An 18121-nucleotide genomic window follows, 5' to 3' on the forward strand; every position below is an offset into this window, starting at 1 on the left:
CGCTGGCGGGAAGAATATAACCATGACAGGACACATTCTTCATTAAATGATCTGACTCCGGCAGAATTTATCCGAAGTCACCAAAAAAGACAGATCCTCTAATTGATCCTGGGTCAGGATATGGGAGGAGGTCAAAAGCTTCTCCATTACTAGCATCTGCCTGTCGTTTCATGGGCTGAGGGGAGTTGAATAGGTTACCTATTATTTTGATTGTTTGGCTTATTCCTGATTCAATTTTTGTTCTATGGGCCCAAGTTTGGGCCTAAATTTTTTTTGCTTGCTTAAAGTGGATGCTGTGGGACTCATTTGTGACATGAGTAGCAAAAAGATTTTCAGCCGAGGAATCGAATTGTATGTTTTATAGTCATATAATTCATGTTCGATACAGCTCCGACTGTGAATAGTCAGAAAAATATATACCTGCGTAGAACCCAATTTATGCATGTCGCAGAACTGTGCGTAACGATGTTTACTAAGAAAATTAGCTAAGCATAGAGCAATTATAATATTGGTCTTAGTGGAAATTCTGAGCTATAAATAATAAATATTTAAGATAAAAGGGGTGTGAGTATGGGGTTATATTTATCAGAGGAATGAGAGAGGGCTAAATGAAAAATATTATCACTAAGTATTTATTGAATATATGTTCTTAACTTTGAATCAAACGGATTGATATTAATGTAAATGCCATCTATTTTAATTGGAAATGAATTGTTATAAAGAAAGTCCTCTGGTTAATGTTTTTTGATAAAGGCTTTTGGGCGATGTAATGAACAGGATTAGCCACCACTTAACCTGACAGCATTTTAAAAGCAGAACACAGCAAATCTGACAGGCAGCAATGAGCGGATGTTAAACACTTAGGGTTTTTGAGTCTCTGAATGCGCTTTTTTGAAGTAAACTAAGTTAATCATCAATAAAATTAAGGTATCTTTTAATAATCGAAGGCAATAATGTTTCTATTAAATCATTATGAAATGCATGCATTGAGTGGGGGCGAGGAATTATAACTTTGGAAAGTTCTTCAAGTGTGATAACCGAACTAGGAAACTCGATCCCTTTTGATATAAAGTGTGAGACCTCGCGCCCTAAATTTATCGCTGAATCAACACAATCCATGCACATTGCAATTTCATGATGTTTGGTCTTAGATTTACTTTCATCAAACAATGGGGCTTTTTTTATTTCAAGAACCCATTGATTATTTTTAGATGGTCTAACGCAACTATATTTCTTTCGCTGACAACATGGACATACCCATTCTTCATTATATCTGTTCCAATATTTACCTCTAACAGCAGCTAAATGTGCTATATCGTTAGCTAAAGGGATTTTTTTTGCTGTGGGATTATTTTTTATCCTCCAAGAATTTTTCGAACCTTTAAATGGTTCAGTGTTATATAGTAGCCTTTCAGGCTCTATTTCATCAAAATCATGTAATCCATTCAACTTAAATAATCGTTTTGCAATTCGCTCAGTCTGTTTTGCCGTTCTCTCAGATGGTTGATACCAGTCTTGCTTCTCTGCAGCTATTTCAGCGAATTGCCTGGCGAGATTTAAACGCATTTTAAATATGGGCTCTATTCGTGCCCAAACTTCATTCGCAGCTTTTACATCAATCTGGTGCTCATGATTGGGAATTACACAAATAAACTCTGAGATCTCCCTCGGAGAGAATGAAAAGAATTTATGGCACTTAACTAAACGTTTTGCGTCTGCATCTGCTTTATTACAATCAAAACATATAACTGTATTGTCATAAGCTGATAATGAAAAGGCCGCCTTAATGGAAAATTTTTCAGATAGTTCATCTGCAACAATACGCTTCTTTCTCTTTGAAAACTCTTCGAAAAGGGATTTTACGACTTCCTTCATATGATCATGATGTTCGTGTAGTTGGCAGGTTAGAAAATTATTTTTGTTTAGCCTAACAATTTCTGATTTTTTTCTTTTGCAGCACGGGCACCCCCAGTCAACCGATGTCATAACCCACCATTTATTAAGATGGGCTCCATCTGCTTTAAAAAAAGAAATTAAACGTCTTGTTGAAGCGGTGAATTCAGAATCTATACCAATTAAATCTTTTTTCGATAAAGAAAGTTTAAATTCTTTCCATTTCATAATTTAATCCTACAAGTCTTGTCATTTTTTCTCATAAACTTATGAAGTAAAAATATTATTCAACAGAGAAAACACATATGGAAATAAAGTATAATAAAATGCTCTTTATTTCAATGGATTATTTAACAACTTCCGATGAATTAACAGTACATTTGTAAAGTGTCCGTTTCTTGCGCGAAACGGACAGATTGAATAATCGTTAGGTTAGCTGAGATTGAGAGGCGGAAGTTGTTTGCGGAAGGGAATCCACTAACCAATCTTCAATAAAATGGAAAGGAACTGGATATCGGTAACAACGACAAGCTGTCAGTATCAATGGAGCCTTCCCTTCAGTAACAGCTGACATTTTCTTAAACGAATCAGCGCCTTCACACTCTTGTGCTACGAGCTCCAGTGCCAAGCTTCCATTTATCGGAAAGTTAGTTGTCGCAGAGCCATGCATATCTGAGTTCGAGTACATACTCTGTTCACTATGTTGGTTTGGGTACCAATACTGTAACGTGCTATGAGCTAGTTTATCTTTGGCAAATTTTTCCAAGTCTTGGCTTACTGAAGCTAATTTATACAGAGAGCAAAACAATACTAATAGAGGATATAAAATACTAGCTTCCGTAACTTTATTCTTATAACTATTATCAGTCTTGTCTTTTTTTCTATGTTCAAGCAGTTTTTCATAAGAGTCATATATAATTGGATACATTCCATTGCTCTCAAAAGAGAATATACATCTATTGACAATCTCCGAGAGCCAACTCTGCACAAACTCATCGAGTTCTGAATTATTTGAAAGCAGTGTTAGAGCTAGACCAATATCAATGGCTTGCGAATCTTTGTACGGTGACAGTAGTATTGGATTATTAACAACCAACATGTTAATTGATTTTGTTATCTGCTTGAGGCGGAGACATAACCTTTTCTGTTCTTCGCTCTCTCCATCTATTGGTGGGTTTTCAGCATAACTCTTTGACAGTATATCTAAAATCCAGTGTCCTTTGACTGATAAACGTCCTAGCACATCAAAGAGTTTAATATTTACGTCAATAGAGCATGGTGAGTTAACCGCATGGGAAATAGCATATTTAAATTCAACATACGGAATTAAACAACGTTCGACATAACAATCAGTAATTTGTTGATAGGTATCTAAAATGCTATCAAATGATTTTGAGGGTTTGTTCTTTCCTGTGTAGTGGCCTTTTACCTTATCCCAAGCCAACAGCAATGCTCGCTCCGATGAAAGATATGCTGCCTCTAAATTTCCACCATCACGGCACCATGAAAATAGAACCCACAAACAAACATTTGTCCGAGTTATGGACGATGCAACAGAATCTGCGTCAGTGGCGTTGGAAAGAACCTCATCAATCAATAGTGAGAAGTGCTTGCTTGAACTCTCAGGCTCTTCAAGTAGCGCCAAGGATTTTCTTAAAAAACCTTGGCTGGTGCTAGGCAGTAATTCTTCTTTCAACAAGTACTGTTGAATAAACTCTGACAGTTTATCACCATTCCACTCTTCAAAAGAGATATTATCTCGCGTATTCCGTTGCTCATAGCCAGATACCTCCTGCCTGATCCCTGAATTGACATCTCCACCAAAACATAAGCATATAACTTTTTTTTTATCCCTATGTTCAGGGGGGAGACGACTAGGAATAAATGAGTCTTGAATCTCATCTAACGAAGGTCTAAGAGCTTGATCTGCGTTCCCATTCCAAGTCTCACGAGTAAGGTTTCCAGACTTCACAGAAAACAAATAAACTTTTTCTTCCTCGCCATTGACTTGCCCTACAGCCGCTATATCAACACCATACTCTTTAACCCCACGCGTCGGTGAAATGAATACATTCATCCCCATACAGCTCAACAAATCTGGCAGTACAGCATCTAATTCTGTCCGTTCTTTTAGTGAAGCTAAATATTGCTTAAGAATTAACTTCATTTTTCAGTCTCTCACAACGGTAAATTCGCAAAATGTAATCTAGTGACTCGGGGTCTATAACGTTCAATCTTGGCATTTCGGTCGAATGGGAAAAGGACTGCATTTGCATCTCCTGTCGTATGGATTCTCCATCTCCCTGATGTAAATAATAAATAGAGCTGTTGCCATACAATAACCTCTGCGTCGTCGCAATCATCCGAATAAAAGAATATTTTGATGCTTCTTCATGGGCTTTCTGCATGTCTTTGTCAAAGTCTTTCCAATAAGCACTTACATTTTCGTTGGGAGCCATTAACTCCTTCAATTCAGACACTTTCTCAATATCAGCATGATAGGCTTTAAGTTTTCCAAGCAGGCGCTCACATAGATGTTCTTGAACACCTTTATCAATGCATGACTGGAAGAATTGCTTAAGCTCCCCTGGGTAACTTAAAAGTAAAGGGTCGTACAAAATCCGTTCAAGCTCTTTAAGTGTGGTTATCGAAGCAGTACCGGAAATAGATAGAATGAAACTTGCCGCCGCTATAGGCCGCGTAAACAGCCAACCGACGGCCTTGTGGCTGACAAATACTTGCTTTACTTCATCACCTAGCAATGCCGTTTCTGCTTTTAGCTCAATGTCCTCACCCGTTACATCATGAAGTAGATCCAAAACACCATGGCAAAGCGAGGCTTCTCCATATAAAAACCATTTTGTAATTATATAATTACGTAATTCTTGATGCTTGTTCAACAGCTTGTTGGATAAATAGTCCAGCGATGCAAATTCCACTCCTGCAGCCAGAATTGATTCCAATAATTCGACAGCAAGAGAAGATGACCCCCTCTCAATCAACTTAACCAATAAATGATCAATATTATCTATAATACCTTTGTGCTCAGGGGATACATTGGCTAACTGCTTGACGAGAAGACGCAGAACATTCTCTGGAAGATCGATCCTTTGAAAGGAGACAATATCCGATATTGCATAGAGAACCTCTGGAGGGACTCCCTCAACAAATGTAATTAGAAGCTCTTCTATCTGCGACCAGTAAGATGGAAATGTTCCTCCAAAGTGGAGTGTTGCCCTCAGTATCGACGCATAACAACCACTTTCACGCTCACTACTAGCACTGCCGATAAGTAGCTCCCAAATGACACTAGCCTGAGTTTCATTTACATCAAGCCTCCCCAAAGTAAAATAGGCTTGGTTTCTGACCGTCTGATTGCTATTAACAATCAGACTTTCTGTCGTCTGGAGAGCTTCAGCCACACGATCTGAGTCGTATGCGAGGATTGAGCTAGAAAGAAAAGGGGCATATGTACTGAGATCACTTTGTGTCAGGATAAATTCAACGCTATCTTTGGGACGATTTGCTTCCATGCGACAGAAATGCTCAAATGCCTCATAGACTCCACCAATAGCTAAATCTCTACCAGCCTGTTGCGTGAGATGGACCAGACACTGTACGACATTTTCAACTCTTGCATCTAGTGAAGGCAGAACGTTTTCAAAGGCATGCAGAATTGTAAAAAACTTGTTTCCGCAGGAGCTTTTATCAATTTTTCTTACTATCTCGACGAGATCAATCTCCCCTGAGTTGTGAAGCTCAGATAGTGCCTCTGTCAAGACTTTCTCCTCGGAACGTATTTCTTGGACATATAAATCGTTAACCTGAGCAAGCAGACCTTCTGCCGTTTCACTTACAGCTAACAGCCTAGCCCTTGTGTCTTCTAACGACATTTCCGTGTACCTCACTACACCGCTACTAAATCAGTAGATACTTTGTAAGATAAGGAGAAGTAGATCAAATGGTAATCTCCCCATTTTTAACGGTAGTGATAAGTAAAATCGGTTTATGCGATAAATATGCTGCATCGGTGTAATGCTGACTTGCGCCTCATTGATTAATGCGCTGCGATGCCAGCAATGTCCGCATCACAAAACTGTCTGTCAGATTAGGTATGGCCATGAGCCACAAAAGTGTCAGCCCAAATCTGAGCTACTACAGATATGAGGATGTTATAATTTCAATCTGGCGATTATTTCACCAAAATTAATATGTGAGCACCTTTACTCACTAATTTCTCTTATCAATATTTAGTGTTCCCTGTTGCTATTCATCTTGACCTAGTCATTCTCCCATAAACCCGCTCCACATACCGCCCACGCCCATCTCCATGCCCTAAATCCATCGACACCAGCGCGCAGGCTTCCCGTTTACTGAATCCCTGTCGCCGATAATAGCGCATCGCATCCTGCGCCCACGCATAGCGCAGGCTGTGCGGAGAATATTGCCCCTTTAGTCCGGCCAGAGCAGTTTGTGAACGCCAGCGGTTAATGGCGCTTTTCAGATCCGGTTTATCAATCAGCCGACCGTTGCGAGTATCGGCAACTGCCAGCGCCTGATTTACTGTTTGTATTAACGCTTCCCGATCCAGAATCCGCGTTTGTCGGGGCCGTCCGCCTTTGGTGCCGAATACCACCGTCAGTTGCCCGTCGCCTCGCTCCAGCGCGGTGGCCCATGTCTTGAGCGACTGCGAACACTGCACCGCTTCCTGCGAACGTAGGCCCATCATTCGAGCCAGTTGCAGCGTCAGCGCGAGTCCGGCGTCTTTCTGTTGCAGGGTTGCCAGCGCCGCCTGATAGCGCTCCGGCGTAATCGCCTTTCGCGTACCGTCCCGGCTGGCGCCGCTCAGCCCTAACGCCTTGTTGCTCAATCGTTCCGCATCCGCCAACTTATCCCGACCGGCGGTGCGCAGTATCACCCGCACCGCTGCCATTTCATTATGCAGCGTGCGCAGTGTAATTCCCTGTTCTAACCGTTCGGCGATATAGCATTCGATATGTTTTGCTTTCAGATGCTGCACCGTGCGGATCTGAATATTCAAAGATAGCAGATGACTGGCAAGTCGCTCTGCAATTTTTAGTCGGTCATGTACCGTCTTATGGCTGCCGCCAGCCTGACGGGCCAGCGTCTGCATCTCCCGGCTTAATCGTGACATATGCTATGCCTCCATCCTCAATAACCTCTGTTCTCCGGCGCACGGCGATTTACGACACGGGGAAACCGTGCCGCACTGAACAATACCTGCGCGCCGGATCGGCAGCGGTTGAGGTATTACGGGGATATCGGTTATGCACTCGGTGCAGCCGCCTGCATCAGCAGGGTAATCCCCTCAGGCTGAAAGCCTGCTCAGGTATCGGTTCAGTCCTCCTCTGATAAGTGGGTTGATGAGAATTGACGCAGAAAATGTGCGTCAGATGACAGGTCGCGCCGGAAAGCGCTGTGGCGTAAGGGCTGTCGCAGAGTTTGTTCGCGGCGTCACTTGCAACGGCTTTGCGCCGTATGAAGTGACGCCGCAGTCTCATTGAAGTATTCGCTGAGGCAGCAAAAGGCCGCAGACGATTGCGCCAGCAATAAGGTTGTTGTACGCATCAATGCGTATGCAAAAAGCAGTTGCTTCACGAAGAACAAACAAGATGCAGCCCTAAGGCGTTGGGATAAGTGAGCTACCATCGCCGCAGCGATCACCCGCAAACTGGTAGCGGGGCGGGTTGGGCGTTGACCACACAGGCTGGGCCTGCGCGTTGCCTTGAAGGTCGAGGCAACGTGGAGTGCTGCGTGCAGCAGCGGTATAACACTGACAATCTACTGCGCCAAAATCCGTATATCAAGCGGCTAACGCGCTGCGCTTGTTGGCTCCTTGCTGGATTTCTATTCCATAGAAATCCAGTAAGGAGCGTCTAAATCCACTAACAGTATGAAAAAAATTTTGTAAATTTTTAGTGGCTAATCCGAGGTTCCATCTCTGTATTGTTGATGCTGTCCGCTGTTATAACGCGAAGGCCAGATCTCTTCGGGGCGTTTATGCAAGGCTTCGGCGATTAAGCGTTCTCCTTTAGGCCAATGGCGCGTCAGTGTATTTGCCAAAGTGGAAGAGGCGAGTCCCGCTTCTCTGGAAACCGCAGCCAGCGTTGTGCCTTTCTTTCTTAAACCAGCAATGATATCTGCCGGATGCCAGTCTTGTTCAATCATACGAAGTCACCCAAGTTGATGCCCGTCAGAGGCGATGAAATCGTTTGTTCTGACTAAGGCATATTTTTAATTTCTTCCTTTTTAGCATCCGTTAAGTGACTTTATCTTAAGAGTTACTAAAGACGCGGGGTTGAGGATTTGTCGATTGACGATGAGCGAAAAATAACGCGTCTCCCGCCTCACACCATCACTTGCTTATGGTGTGAGGCGGGAGAGAAAACATGGCTTCATACAATCACCCAATCGCTTTGAGTCCCCGGATCCCGCCTTCCAGCACGCTGCCGTTGTCCGCCGCTTTCACAAAGTCGGCCCACCATTGCATCATGGGGCGACGTTGTTCCAGATAGTCGCTGCGGTTATAGGCCCGGCGTACTTCATTTTTATCCACATGGGCGAGGGCGGCTTCGATGACATCGGGCGGAAAGCCTTGCTCATTGAGCGCGGTGCTGGCGATTGACCGCATGCCGTGTGATACCAGAATGCCGCCTAATCCGGCGCGTTTTAGCGCGGCGTTGACCGTCTGGCTATTCATTGGCTGTAACGGCTTAATGCGGCTGGGAAAAACATATTCCCGGTGGCTGCTTAAGAGCTTCATTAGCGCCAGAATCGCCAGCGCCTGTTCTGACAGCGGAACGATATGTACCCGCTTCATTTTCATGCGTTCGGCCGGAATGCGCCATTCTTTAGCATCCAGATCGATCTCTTGCCAGCGCGCCTCTGGCCTGCACCGGCTGGATAGCCTGCACCAGCGTGCGCGCTTTAATGTCGGTAATGTTGATATCGCCGATGGCGGGAAAGATATCCTTTTCGAGGGATCGCTGAATATCGGAGGCATAGTCGGCGGTGACGCTGCTCTTTTTTAACTGTAGCCAGCGTTCGGCAACGACCTTAAAGGTGTTGGATTGGGTTTCCAGCGCTTGCCGTTTTAGCGCGTGGTTATGCTCTTGAGGATCGATATCTTTGGCAATTAACGATTTGGTTTCAGTGCGGCGTTTTCGGGCGTCGGCCAGAGTGACGGCAGGATAGGAACCAAAACTCAGTTTTGCGCGCTTTTTGGTTAAAGGTCGATAGTAGCGGAATTGCCAAAGTTTGCTGCCTCCGGGTTTGATAAGAAGCTCAAGCCCGTCACCATCATACAGGGAGTAGTCAGTCTCTTTGGGTTTGGCCGCTTTGATCTCAGTATCGCTAAGCGGCCTTGTTTGCCTTGCCATAGGTACCTCCACTAAGTTTAGGCCAACAGGAATGAGGGAAACTGCATAGAGTGCCTAAAATTGTGCCTAACAATGGTGGAAGCCATAAGATCGCCACAGCGCCCAGTAGACGTAAAAAAGCCCGCAGAGCTTGTGCCATGCAGGCTTTTCGTACTTCATCGGACTTATCTGGTAATACCCGATGTCTAAATTGGTGGAGCTGGGGGGATTTGAACCCCCGTCCGGAATTACTCTACCGTTGGTACTACATGCTTAGTCTATCTTTACATTCGCTTGCCAGCTGCGGACAGACACGCCACTAACAAACTAGCCTGATTAGATTTAGCGCTTCAACCCCAGGCAAGGCATCCACGCGATCTCTTTTGGGTTTGACCTCTCTTGATCCCCGTCCTAAGAGCGGAGGCTAGGGAGAGAGGGCTCTCAGCAGGTTATTAAGCTGCTAAAGCGTAGTTTTCGTCGTTTGCGACTATTTTTTTGCGGCTTTTTACGAGGCCAACCGCCCCTCGGCATGCACCTTGGGCTTTGCAAATCCCGTCGAATCCAGAATCAGCCCCCAAGAAACTGTTGCCAGTATACCAGAACTTATACCACTTAAGCCACCGGCTTATCGGTTAGCGTTCTTCATGATACGGGCTTTGTCTAATTTCCATTCACGTTCTTTGATGTCATCACGCTTGTCGTGATCTTTCTTACCTTTCGCCACGCCGATTTTGACTTTGCTCCAGGCATTTTTCCAGTACATGGATAAGGCGACAACCGTATAACCATCCCGACTGACGCGCCCCAATAACGAGTCCAATTCTCGTTTGTTGAGTAAGAGTTTACGTGTACGCGTCGGGTCGCAAACCACATGCGAAGACGCAACATTGAGCGGTGTGATGGTGGCGCCGAACAAGTACGCCTCACCGTCTCTGAATGTTACATAGCTGTCGCTGATATTGGCTTTGCCCGCACGCAGTGATTTTACTTCCCAACCTTGCAATGCAAGCCCTGCCTCAAATTCTTCCTCAATGAAGTATTCATGGCGGGCGCGCTTGTTTTGCGCAATGGTGGCGGAACCGGGTTTGTACGCTTTTTTCTTTGTCATAGTGCCGTCATTATACTGGATGTAAAAGGGAATGAAATCCCTGATGCGCAGGATGTTTTTATGTCCGGGACGACTTGCGTTAAAGAGTTGGGGCCTTAAGGTGACGCCGGACAGGTGCCCGGCGTGTCGTTGCCTGTCAATGCATGGCTTTTACAGGAATTTGACGCATTCCACGTCGATATTTGGCACGATGGCCCCGGCCGACAGAGACAGCAAGAAGCTGATGCAACGGACGATATCGTCCGTTTGTATTTTGTCGTTGGCGGTGACGCCGGGAAAGCCGCGAGTCATGTCAGTATCGACGAAAGCGGGATTGATATTGGAAACTTTAATATTATACGGCAGCAAGTCGAGCATTAACGATTCGGAGAACCCTAACAACGCATGCTTGGACGCGCTATAGGCTCCGATGCCCGGTATGGGCCGCCTTGCCGAATTGCTGGCGATATTAAAAATATAGCCCTGCTTATTTTCCCGCATCAGATTAACCACCGTGTGGGTGATCAAAAACGGTGACAGGAAGTTGACCGTCGTCAGGTCAAGCAATCGCTGGTAATCGATATCCACCGTACCGCTATAAAAAATACCGGCGTTATTAATCAGAACGGCGATATTTTTTTTCTGACTCAATGCCCGACATACTTTTTCGACCGCGTGTCTATCTGAAAAGTCCGCCGCTTTGATGTCGATACGGCATGACGGATTGATGTTTTGCCATTCCGTCATGAGCTGCTCGATCCGATCGTGACGTCGTATTATTGCAATAACATCGTATTCGCCCTGTTGGATGAAGTACTCGGTCACCGCTTTGCCAATCCCTCTGGCTGCGCCTGTAATCACGACGGACTTGCTCATGGTTTTTCTCCATAGCAGTAGCGTTTTATCCAGGCTTCGTGTTGCGGATAGCGTGTCGATAGTTCGTGATATTGCGCGATTGCGGAGTCGTAGATTTCCCAACCAGGTAGAACAATTTCACTGACCAGTCCGTATGATGCGCCGGGCGATAATTCCGTTGATTTCCATACTTCGCCGGGCGCCACCAGTTGAAGTTTGTGACCGTTGCGGATATCCGGCCCGAGAATATGTTCCTCTGTTTTTCCGTCAGGATGAATAAAGCGGTAGGTAAGCGGTGCGCCTGAATGATAAAAATGCAGGATAGGCGAAATATTTTTATGAAAATATCCGATAGGGCTGTCGTCAGTCAGAAGATAATAAATGCAGGTTGATAACGTTCTAAGACCGTTGTTGTGTTCACGCTCGGTTTGTATTTTTTCCGGACTGCGGTAAGTTTCGTTATAGTATCCGCCTTCTTCGTGTTTTTTCAGCGCTAATAACTCAATGAGTTGGTGTTTGTTCAGATGTGGCATAACAATCCTCCGTTAATTGCTATTGTCCTTGATACCCGATGCCGTTCGTTGTTTTAGATTGGGTAGGGCATATTTTCAAAAACCTGGTCATGATATCTATGCCAACCGATTTTTTCGGCAAGCGGGCTGCGAAATGAACGTTGTTGAGACAAACAGTCGAGCGCGTATTCAAATGTGTATTTAGGCCGCCAGTTAAGTACCCGTTGAGCTTTTTCATTGACATATACGCGGTCAATACGAGGGAACAGTTTCCATCCTAATGCCGCGTATATCTCACGATATTGTGGGAAGAGTTTACCGACTATGGCGTCGGCATTTTTATTGAGAAGTAAGCAATGTTCTTTTTTAAATGGCGTGGTGGTGCTGAGAAGAAATCTGTCAAAACCGTTTTTCGGCGTATAGGTTAATGCTGCGCAAAGATGGGCGTTAACCGCGTCTTCGACATCTATTCGTCGGTAAAGCAATTCATTGACTTTCGCATTGTCCCCACAGTAATGCGCTCTGATCGCCGGGTTATCGTCATCTTCATAAAAGAATCGCGATACGCGAAAGACAATGCAATTTAAGCCATGATTGCGCGAAAAAATTCGGCAAAGTTCTTCAGAACCCAATTTTGTTACGCCGTAAATATTTTTACTTTCGATCTGTTTATTTTCATCAATCCAACTTGATGGCAAATACGCATCGGGCGACAGACTATCGCCATACACGCTCGTGGTACTTGAGAAAATGAACGACTTAACGTTGTGCATTGCCGCGGACTGCAAGAGGTTATAGGTACCTAGCGTATTAGTTTCAATAAATTCTTTATAAGAATGCGTGACGATGTGCGGTTTATGCAGCGCTGCGGTATGAAAAACGATATCAATACCTTGCATACAGCTATCGACGAGCGTTCTGTTATTAATACAGCCGATGACATTCGTTTCTTCAGACTGTCTTTTATCCAGCCCAATAACTTCAAATCCTCTTTCTTTACATTTAATCGATAATGCTGTTCCCAGATTCCCGCTACTTCCTGTTATTAAAACCCTCATAAATCACCTCATTTTGTTAACACTAATTAGTCCATTTCAACAGCCGCAATGCTCCCTGATGCCATACTTAGGGCTGTGATAGGTAACGATATAGGATGAAATCCATTATTTTCCATGTCCGATAAACGGACGGGTTGTTAAGATTATCTTATGCTTTTTTTTATCTTATGGGTTAGGAATTTTCTGTATATTTGTTTTTATGTCATTTAAAGTGATTTAAATTCAAATCATTATAATTTTAATGATAAGCTTGGTATTGAGTAAAAGAATACCTTATGACATAAAAATATAAATAATAATAAACATATAGTATTCGGATAGTGTTGTAAGTGCGAAATGCGATCGTCTCTTTCAGTGAGCGACCCGCTCGGGACATAATGCTCTGTAAGAGGTCGTGATAGTCAATATGAGGTATTCCGTGAGCCACTTAAAACGGCGGGATATGATGTTGGCGGTTATCCCTGAAGGTGACGCCTGTGTGGCTGGCGGTACGCAATAACCCCGCCGTAGGACTAGGGTCACGGTTGATGATATTGTGCGATAGTGCGCGCAGAATTTTTATCTGTCGGCTTATCAGTGCTATTATTTTGCGCGTTTTATGAATCACGGAAAATTGTATGCCGAAAATAAGTCGTTCTGCCCTGGTGCCGTTTAGCGCGGAGCAGATGTACCAATTGGTGAATGATGTCTCTTCGTATCCTGCTTTTTTGCCGGGTTGTACCGGTAGCCGGGTGCTTTCCGCTACGCCGGATGAAATGACCGCCGCCGTTGATGTCGCCAAGGCGGGAATTCGCAAGACATTTACCACACGCAATACGCTGACCAACAATCAGAATATCAATATGCAACTGGTTGACGGGCCTTTCCGCCAGTTGACGGGAGATTGGCATTTTACGCCATTGAGCAATGATGCTTGCAAAGTTGAACTGCATCTTGATTTTGAATTCACCAATGCTTTGATAGAACTCGCTTTCGGTAAAGTTTTCAAGGATCTGGCGGGAAATATGGTTCAGGCGTTCACACAACGCGCCAAAGAGGTTTACAGTGCCTGATATTTGCGTTGACGTGGTTTATGCCTTACCGGAGCGTCAATATCTGCGGACGATAACCTTAGCGCAAGGCAGTTCGGTCGAAGAGGCGATTATTGCCTCGGGGTTGCTGGAGCTGCGGGGAGAGATTGATCTACAGACCAACAAAGTCGGGATCTACAGCAGGGCAGTCAAGCTGACCGATATTCTCAATGATGGCGATCGCGTGGAGATTTATCGCCCGTTGATCGCCGACCCGAAAGAGCTGCGACGTCAGCGAGCCGAGCGCTCAAAAAAATAAGGCCTCTGGAGCCTTATCCGCACAGCGGAAACCGTTCCTGATAAAACAGTTGGTCTTCGCCGTGTCGGATTAGCGTCTACTCCGCCGGCCGTACCCGATTAATTCAGTGCGGGTTTGTTATCGATATGGGTCAACACGCCGCCGCTATTAAAAGTGAGCGTCAGGGTTTGTTGTTTTACCGACTCATGACCCGGCTGTTGGCGGAAGACGTAAAACCAGGTATCGCTGCCAAACGGATCCTGCAACATCGGTGTTCCCAGGGTGTAAGCGACCTGTTGTTTAGTCATTCCGGTATGAATTTTGGCGACATCACCCGGTGCCAGATAGTTTCCCTGATTGATGTCTGGCCGATAAACCACTTTCTCTAACGTGGAACAACCGGCAGTCAGCATAACAACCACCGCAGCGACGACAGTCAGCGTTTTACAGCGCATAGTGATTACATTCCTTAAGGGCATAGGTTGCCGATGATAATAGACCTTGCCTGACTTGAAAACCTGCAAGATCCCTGTATGACCCCAAGAAGGCGAAAAAGTTGAGATTTTTTATGGCGGGCTATCCGTGCCCGCCACCCTTACGGGCCGTCACTGCGTGACGTTAAAAAATGCTCCGGCATTTTTTTATGGCGGCTATCCCTGCCCGTCACAGGATTCAGCCTTATGCGGCCAGAAGTTCTTTGGCGTTCGCCAGCGTGTTTTTAGTCACGGCGCTTCCGCCTAACAGGCGCGCCAGTTCCTGTAACCGGGCGCGTTTATCAAGCGGCTGCATCAGCGTTTCCGTTTCTGCGCCGTCGGTTTGTTTGCTGACAAAGAAGTGCTGGTGACCGCAACCGGCGACCTGCGGTAGATGAGTGACGCACATAACCTGCGTCGATTCGCCAAGCTGACGCAGCATTTTGCCCACAATCGCCGCTGTCGGGCCGCTGATCCCCACATCGACCTCATCGAAAATCAGCGCCGGCGTGTCCATTTTACGGGCGGTGATAACCTGAACGATCAGCGCGATACGGGAAAGCTCTCCACCGGAGGCCACTTTGGCTAACGCCTGATGCGGTTGCCCGGGGTTGGTGGTGACGCAAAACTCAATGCTGTCCGCGCCGCTGGCCGTCAGGTATTCCGGCGTAAACTTCACGTCAATGGTGAAGTGTCCGTGCGGCATAGCCAGTTCATGCATATTGGATGTGATGAGCTGGGCCAGCTCGTTGGCATAGTATTGCCGACGCGCGTGTAATTGCTCGGCGATATGCAGCGCCTGTTGATGATATTCGCTTACGGCGCCGCTCAAGGTTTTGTGGTCGCTTTCCTGTTGTTCCAGCAGCAGTTGCTCTTCCAAAAGTTGTTGATGGAATGCGGGCAATGCTTCCGGTGGAACATGATGTTTACGCGCCAGCGACAACTGGCGGGATAGCCGTTGCTCCAGTTCGTATAGTCGGATTGGATCGAGATCCATTTGCTCGCTGTAATGGCGCAGTTCATCGCTGGCTTCGCTGATTTGGATGCCCGCTTCCTCCAGCATGGAAAGCACGCCGGACAGCTTGTCGTCCATGCCGACCAATTCGGTGAGCTGATGTTTGACGGTGTGCAGCATGCCGAGCATATTTTGCTCTTCGTCCTCGCTGAGCAACTGTAACGTCTGCTGGCTCAGCGCCAGCCGTTGCCCGCTGTTCGCCAGACGCTTGTATTCGACATCGATCTGTTCGTATTCGCCTGGCTGAGGCGCAAACTCATTCAGCTCTTTCAACTGGTATTGCAGCAGTTCGCGTCGCGCTTCCCGCTCGATGGTAGCTTGTTGCAACTGCGCCAGTGCGCGGCAGCTTTGGTGCCATTGCTGCCAGATTTGCTGCATGGCGCCAAGTAATTGAGGCTCGTCTGCGTAGGCATCCAGCAGATGTTTCTGGTGTTCGGGCCTGAGCAGCAGCTGATGCGCATGCTGGCCGTGAAGCTGGATAAGATGTTGGCCAAGCTCGCGCAACTGAGAAAGCGGCACCGCGGTGCCGTTGATAAAACCACGGGAACGGCCGTCGGCGCCAATGACCCGGCGTAGCAGGCACTCGTTGCTGTCGTCCAGTTGGTTTTGCTCCAGCCACCGGTGGGCGCCGGGCGTGTCCGCCAGCGAAAAACGGGCGCAGATATCAGCGCGGGGCGCCCCCGGCCTTACCATGCTGGCGTCGGAACGATTTCCCAGACACAGACCGAGGGCATCAATCGCAATGGATTTCCCGGCGCCGGTTTCCCCGGTGATAACGCTCATTCCTGCCTGGAAATCGATTTCCAATTCGCGCACGATGGCGAAGTTACTGATAGTGAGTTGCGCCAGCATGATAGTTTCCTGTATGTAAGTACATGGTGTAATTACATACAGTATAAACTGGTTTTATATACAGTAAAGTAGCTGAAGACAAATTTAGAACAATTTTTTAGACCAGCCGAGCTTTGTGCTTAATGTATTGAAATAACTGTAATTTTCAGGATGAATTAGATTCAGGTAATTTTCGCTGCGGCGAATCAGCACCTCTTCTCTTTCCTGTAGCGGTAATGAAATCTGGCTGTCGCAACTGATTTCCAGATCGCTGGTGGTGTGGGAAAATTTTAACCGGATGGTGCTGCTGCTGTTAATGACCAGCGGGCGGGCCGAGAGCGTATGGGGAAACATGGGCACCAGCGCGATGGCATCCAGCGAGGGCGTCAGGATCGGACCGCCGCCCGATAATGAATAGGCGGTCGAACCGGTTGGCGTGGAGATAATCAGGCCGTCTGAACGTTGAGAAAACGCGAAGTTGTCGTCGATGTAGACTTCAAATTCGATCATATGCGCCACTTTGCCGGGATGGAGCACGATTTCATTAATGGCGGTGCTGCTGCTGCTGGGTTGATCGGCACGGCAGATATGCGCTTCCAGCATAAAACGCCGTTCGCTCAGGTAGTGGCCGTTTAATACTTCGGATAGCTGCTGCTGGGCCTGATCGGGATCCAGATCGGTCAGGAAACCGAGATTGCCGCGGTTAACGCCGATGACCTGAATGTCATAGCGTGATAACACGCGGGCCGCGCCCAGCATGTTGCCGTCGCCGCCCACCACCACCGCCAGATCGGCTTGTTGGCCGATATCGGCCAGGCTGGCGGTTCGGGCGCCTTTCAGATTCAGGTCGAGGGCAATCTGCTGCTCAATAAGCACCGCATAACCTTTCGCGGTCAGCCAGTGATAGAGCATTTCGTGAGTTGCCAGCGCGGTGGGGTGGCGCGGGTGGCCGACGATGCCAATACAATTAAATGGTTTAACCATTGCTGTCGTTATCCTCAGCGTGATGTGCCCGATGTCGGGTGAAACCAATATGTGACTGGTTCCCTTGCATCCCCGGTTTTGATCCCCATAATAAGCAACTAGCGAGATTAATGCTAAACCGCGGAGAATTTCATGAGTAGTAAAGAACAGAACACGCCCGATGAGCAAGTCTTGGATCACACGAAGACAGCGAAAGGGCAACAGGCGGAAGCGGCGCCGCAAGCAACAGACGTAGCCGACCCGCGCGATGAGCGTATTGCCGAACTGGAAACACAATTGGCCGAGCTGCAACAGCGTGAGCGCGACAGCATACTGCGCGCCCGGGCCGAAGCCGACAATATCCGTCGTCGTGCGGAAATGGACGTCGAAAAGGCGCACAAATTCGCAGTGGAAAAATTTGCCGGTGAAATGTTGCCGGTAATCGATAACCTTGAACGCGCGCTGGATGTGGCGGACAAATCCAACGATGCGCTGGCATCGATGATTGAAGGCGTTGAGCTGACGTTGAAATCGTTGCTGGATGCCGTGCATAAGTTTGGCATTGAGGTGGTGGGGGAAGTGAATGTTCCCTTTAACCCGGAAGTTCACCAGGCAATGACGATGCTGGAATCCGATGATTATCCGCCAAATCACGTAATGATGGTGATGCAGAAAGGCTACACGCTGAACGGGCGTTTACTGCGTCCGGCGATGGTCGCGGTGTCTAAGGCGAAAGACTGATTCAGC

Annotated in this window: 16 protein-coding genes, 1 other RNA gene and 1 pseudogene; 4 read left to right on the top strand and 14 right to left on the bottom strand. The window is 46.7% G+C overall.

The genetic code is table 11. From position 1 onward, the window contains the following. Positions 1 to 102 (top strand): integrase core domain-containing protein (locus HOY33_RS20615; protein ID WP_233356425.1); only part of this gene is annotated, 102 nt, incomplete at its 5' end. 804 nt (positions 103 to 906) lie between these two features. Here the strand turns inward: HOY33_RS20615 and HOY33_RS06815 are convergent. The 11 genes and pseudogenes from HOY33_RS06815 to HOY33_RS06865 all read right to left on the bottom strand — a co-directional run bounded on the left by HOY33_RS06815 (position 907) and on the right by HOY33_RS06865 (position 12784). Next, on the bottom strand, positions 907 to 2121 hold the full coding sequence (locus HOY33_RS06815) for a hypothetical protein (RefSeq protein WP_172289473.1): 1215 nt from the start codon (positions 2119 to 2121) through the stop codon (positions 907 to 909). Positions 2122 to 2320: 199 nt separating this feature from the next. Continuing rightward, the gene (locus HOY33_RS06820) at positions 2321 to 4060 is read right to left on the bottom strand and encodes a hypothetical protein (protein ID WP_172289474.1); all 1740 of its coding nucleotides are present in this window, start codon (positions 4058 to 4060) and stop codon (positions 2321 to 2323) included. Further along, on the bottom strand, positions 4044 to 5786 hold the full coding sequence (locus HOY33_RS06825; protein ID WP_172289475.1) for a hypothetical protein: 1743 nt from the start codon (positions 5784 to 5786) through the stop codon (positions 4044 to 4046). Before HOY33_RS06825 ends, HOY33_RS06820 begins: the two co-directional genes overlap by 17 nt. A 377-nt stretch (positions 5787 to 6163) precedes the next feature. Beyond that, positions 6164 to 7048, bottom strand: a complete 885-nt coding sequence (locus HOY33_RS06830; RefSeq protein ID WP_172289476.1) for an integrase domain-containing protein — start codon at positions 7046 to 7048, stop codon at positions 6164 to 6166. A 788-nt stretch (positions 7049 to 7836) separates the two neighbouring features. Beyond that, positions 7837 to 8082: a helix-turn-helix transcriptional regulator gene (locus HOY33_RS06835; protein WP_137712680.1), complete on the bottom strand. Its 246-nt coding sequence runs from the start codon at positions 8080 to 8082 to the stop codon at positions 7837 to 7839. A 235-nt stretch (positions 8083 to 8317) separates the two neighbouring features. Beyond that, a pseudogene (locus HOY33_RS06840) lies at positions 8318 to 9293 on the bottom strand (integrase arm-type DNA-binding domain-containing protein). 191 nt (positions 9294 to 9484) lie between these two features. Next, positions 9485 to 9847, bottom strand: a transfer-messenger RNA (tmRNA) gene (gene ssrA / locus HOY33_RS06845). A 50-nt stretch (positions 9848 to 9897) separates the two neighbouring features. Continuing rightward, positions 9898 to 10380, bottom strand: coding sequence for an SsrA-binding protein SmpB (gene smpB, locus HOY33_RS06850; RefSeq protein WP_172289477.1), 483 nt, complete (start codon positions 10378 to 10380; stop codon positions 9898 to 9900). Between the two features lie 150 nt (positions 10381 to 10530). After that, the gene (locus HOY33_RS06855) at positions 10531 to 11235 is read right to left on the bottom strand and encodes an SDR family oxidoreductase (RefSeq protein WP_172289478.1); all 705 of its coding nucleotides are present in this window, start codon (positions 11233 to 11235) and stop codon (positions 10531 to 10533) included. Continuing rightward, positions 11232 to 11747, bottom strand: coding sequence for a cupin domain-containing protein (locus HOY33_RS06860; protein ID WP_199377714.1), 516 nt, complete (start codon positions 11745 to 11747; stop codon positions 11232 to 11234). Before HOY33_RS06860 ends, HOY33_RS06855 begins: the two co-directional genes overlap by 4 nt. A gap of 53 nt (positions 11748 to 11800) precedes the next feature. Next, positions 11801 to 12784 (bottom strand): NAD(P)-dependent oxidoreductase, encoded by a 984-nt coding sequence (locus tag HOY33_RS06865; RefSeq protein ID WP_172289479.1) that lies wholly within the window; start codon positions 12782 to 12784, stop codon positions 11801 to 11803. Between the two features lie 617 nt (positions 12785 to 13401). On the opposite strand from HOY33_RS06865, the gene HOY33_RS06870 reads away from it, so the two are divergent. After that, positions 13402 to 13836 carry a type II toxin-antitoxin system RatA family toxin gene (locus HOY33_RS06870; protein WP_172289480.1) on the top strand — a complete coding sequence of 145 codons (435 nt, stop codon included), beginning with the start codon at positions 13402 to 13404 and terminating at the stop codon, positions 13834 to 13836. Then, the gene (locus HOY33_RS06875; RefSeq protein WP_172289481.1) at positions 13829 to 14113 is read left to right on the top strand and encodes an RnfH family protein; all 285 of its coding nucleotides are present in this window, start codon (positions 13829 to 13831) and stop codon (positions 14111 to 14113) included. Before HOY33_RS06870 ends, HOY33_RS06875 begins: the two co-directional genes overlap by 8 nt. Positions 14114 to 14211: 98 nt before the next feature. On the opposite strand, the gene bamE is transcribed toward HOY33_RS06875, so the two are convergent. The 3 genes from bamE to nadK all read right to left on the bottom strand — a co-directional run bounded on the left by bamE (position 14212) and on the right by nadK (position 17395). Next, entirely contained in the window at positions 14212 to 14547 is a 336-nt protein-coding gene (bamE, locus tag HOY33_RS06880) for an outer membrane protein assembly factor BamE (protein WP_172289482.1), read from the bottom strand. 223 nt (positions 14548 to 14770) lie between these two features. Then, positions 14771 to 16432: a DNA repair protein RecN gene (gene recN, locus HOY33_RS06885; RefSeq protein ID WP_172289483.1), complete on the bottom strand. Its 1662-nt coding sequence runs from the start codon at positions 16430 to 16432 to the stop codon at positions 14771 to 14773. Positions 16433 to 16516: 84 nt separating this feature from the next. Then, positions 16517 to 17395, bottom strand: a complete 879-nt coding sequence (gene nadK, locus HOY33_RS06890) for an NAD(+) kinase (RefSeq protein WP_172289484.1) — start codon at positions 17393 to 17395, stop codon at positions 16517 to 16519. A 132-nt stretch (positions 17396 to 17527) separates the two neighbouring features. Here nadK and grpE point away from each other — a divergent pair, with 132 nt between their 5' ends. Further along, on the top strand, positions 17528 to 18115 hold the full coding sequence (gene grpE, locus HOY33_RS06895; protein ID WP_172289485.1) for a nucleotide exchange factor GrpE: 588 nt from the start codon (positions 17528 to 17530) through the stop codon (positions 18113 to 18115). Positions 18116 to 18121 lie beyond the last annotated feature (6 nt).

The sequence above is a fragment of the Brenneria sp. hezel4-2-4 genome (assembly GCF_013155275.1).
Taxonomy (GTDB): Bacteria; Pseudomonadota; Gammaproteobacteria; order Enterobacterales; family Enterobacteriaceae; genus Brenneria.

What these genes read in the sequence shown, in the direction of transcription:
- HOY33_RS06815 (WP_172289473.1), bottom strand. Translation starts at nt 2,121, where the DNA reads ATGAAATGGAAAGAATTTAAACTTTCTTTATCGAAAAAAGATTTAATT.
- HOY33_RS06820 (WP_172289474.1), bottom strand. Translation starts at nt 4,060, where the DNA reads ATGAAGTTAATTCTTAAGCAATATTTAGCTTCACTAAAAGAACGGACA.
- HOY33_RS06825 (WP_172289475.1), bottom strand. Translation starts at nt 5,786, where the DNA reads ATGTCGTTAGAAGACACAAGGGCTAGGCTGTTAGCTGTAAGTGAAACG.
- HOY33_RS06830 (WP_172289476.1), bottom strand. Translation starts at nt 7,048, where the DNA reads ATGTCACGATTAAGCCGGGAGATGCAGACGCTGGCCCGTCAGGCTGGC.
- HOY33_RS06835 (WP_137712680.1), bottom strand. Translation starts at nt 8,082, where the DNA reads ATGATTGAACAAGACTGGCATCCGGCAGATATCATTGCTGGTTTAAGA.
- smpB (WP_172289477.1), bottom strand. Translation starts at nt 10,380, where the DNA reads ATGACAAAGAAAAAAGCGTACAAACCCGGTTCCGCCACCATTGCGCAA.
- HOY33_RS06855 (WP_172289478.1), bottom strand. Translation starts at nt 11,235, where the DNA reads ATGAGCAAGTCCGTCGTGATTACAGGCGCAGCCAGAGGGATTGGCAAA.
- HOY33_RS06860 (WP_199377714.1), bottom strand. Translation starts at nt 11,747, where the DNA reads ATGCCACATCTGAACAAACACCAACTCATTGAGTTATTAGCGCTGAAA.
- HOY33_RS06865 (WP_172289479.1), bottom strand. Translation starts at nt 12,784, where the DNA reads ATGAGGGTTTTAATAACAGGAAGTAGCGGGAATCTGGGAACAGCATTA.
- HOY33_RS06870 (WP_172289480.1), top strand. Translation starts at nt 13,402, where the DNA reads ATGCCGAAAATAAGTCGTTCTGCCCTGGTGCCGTTTAGCGCGGAGCAG.
- bamE (WP_172289482.1), bottom strand. Translation starts at nt 14,547, where the DNA reads ATGCGCTGTAAAACGCTGACTGTCGTCGCTGCGGTGGTTGTTATGCTG.
- recN (WP_172289483.1), bottom strand. Translation starts at nt 16,432, where the DNA reads ATGCTGGCGCAACTCACTATCAGTAACTTCGCCATCGTGCGCGAATTG.
- nadK (WP_172289484.1), bottom strand. Translation starts at nt 17,395, where the DNA reads ATGGTTAAACCATTTAATTGTATTGGCATCGTCGGCCACCCGCGCCAC.
- grpE (WP_172289485.1), top strand. Translation starts at nt 17,528, where the DNA reads ATGAGTAGTAAAGAACAGAACACGCCCGATGAGCAAGTCTTGGATCAC.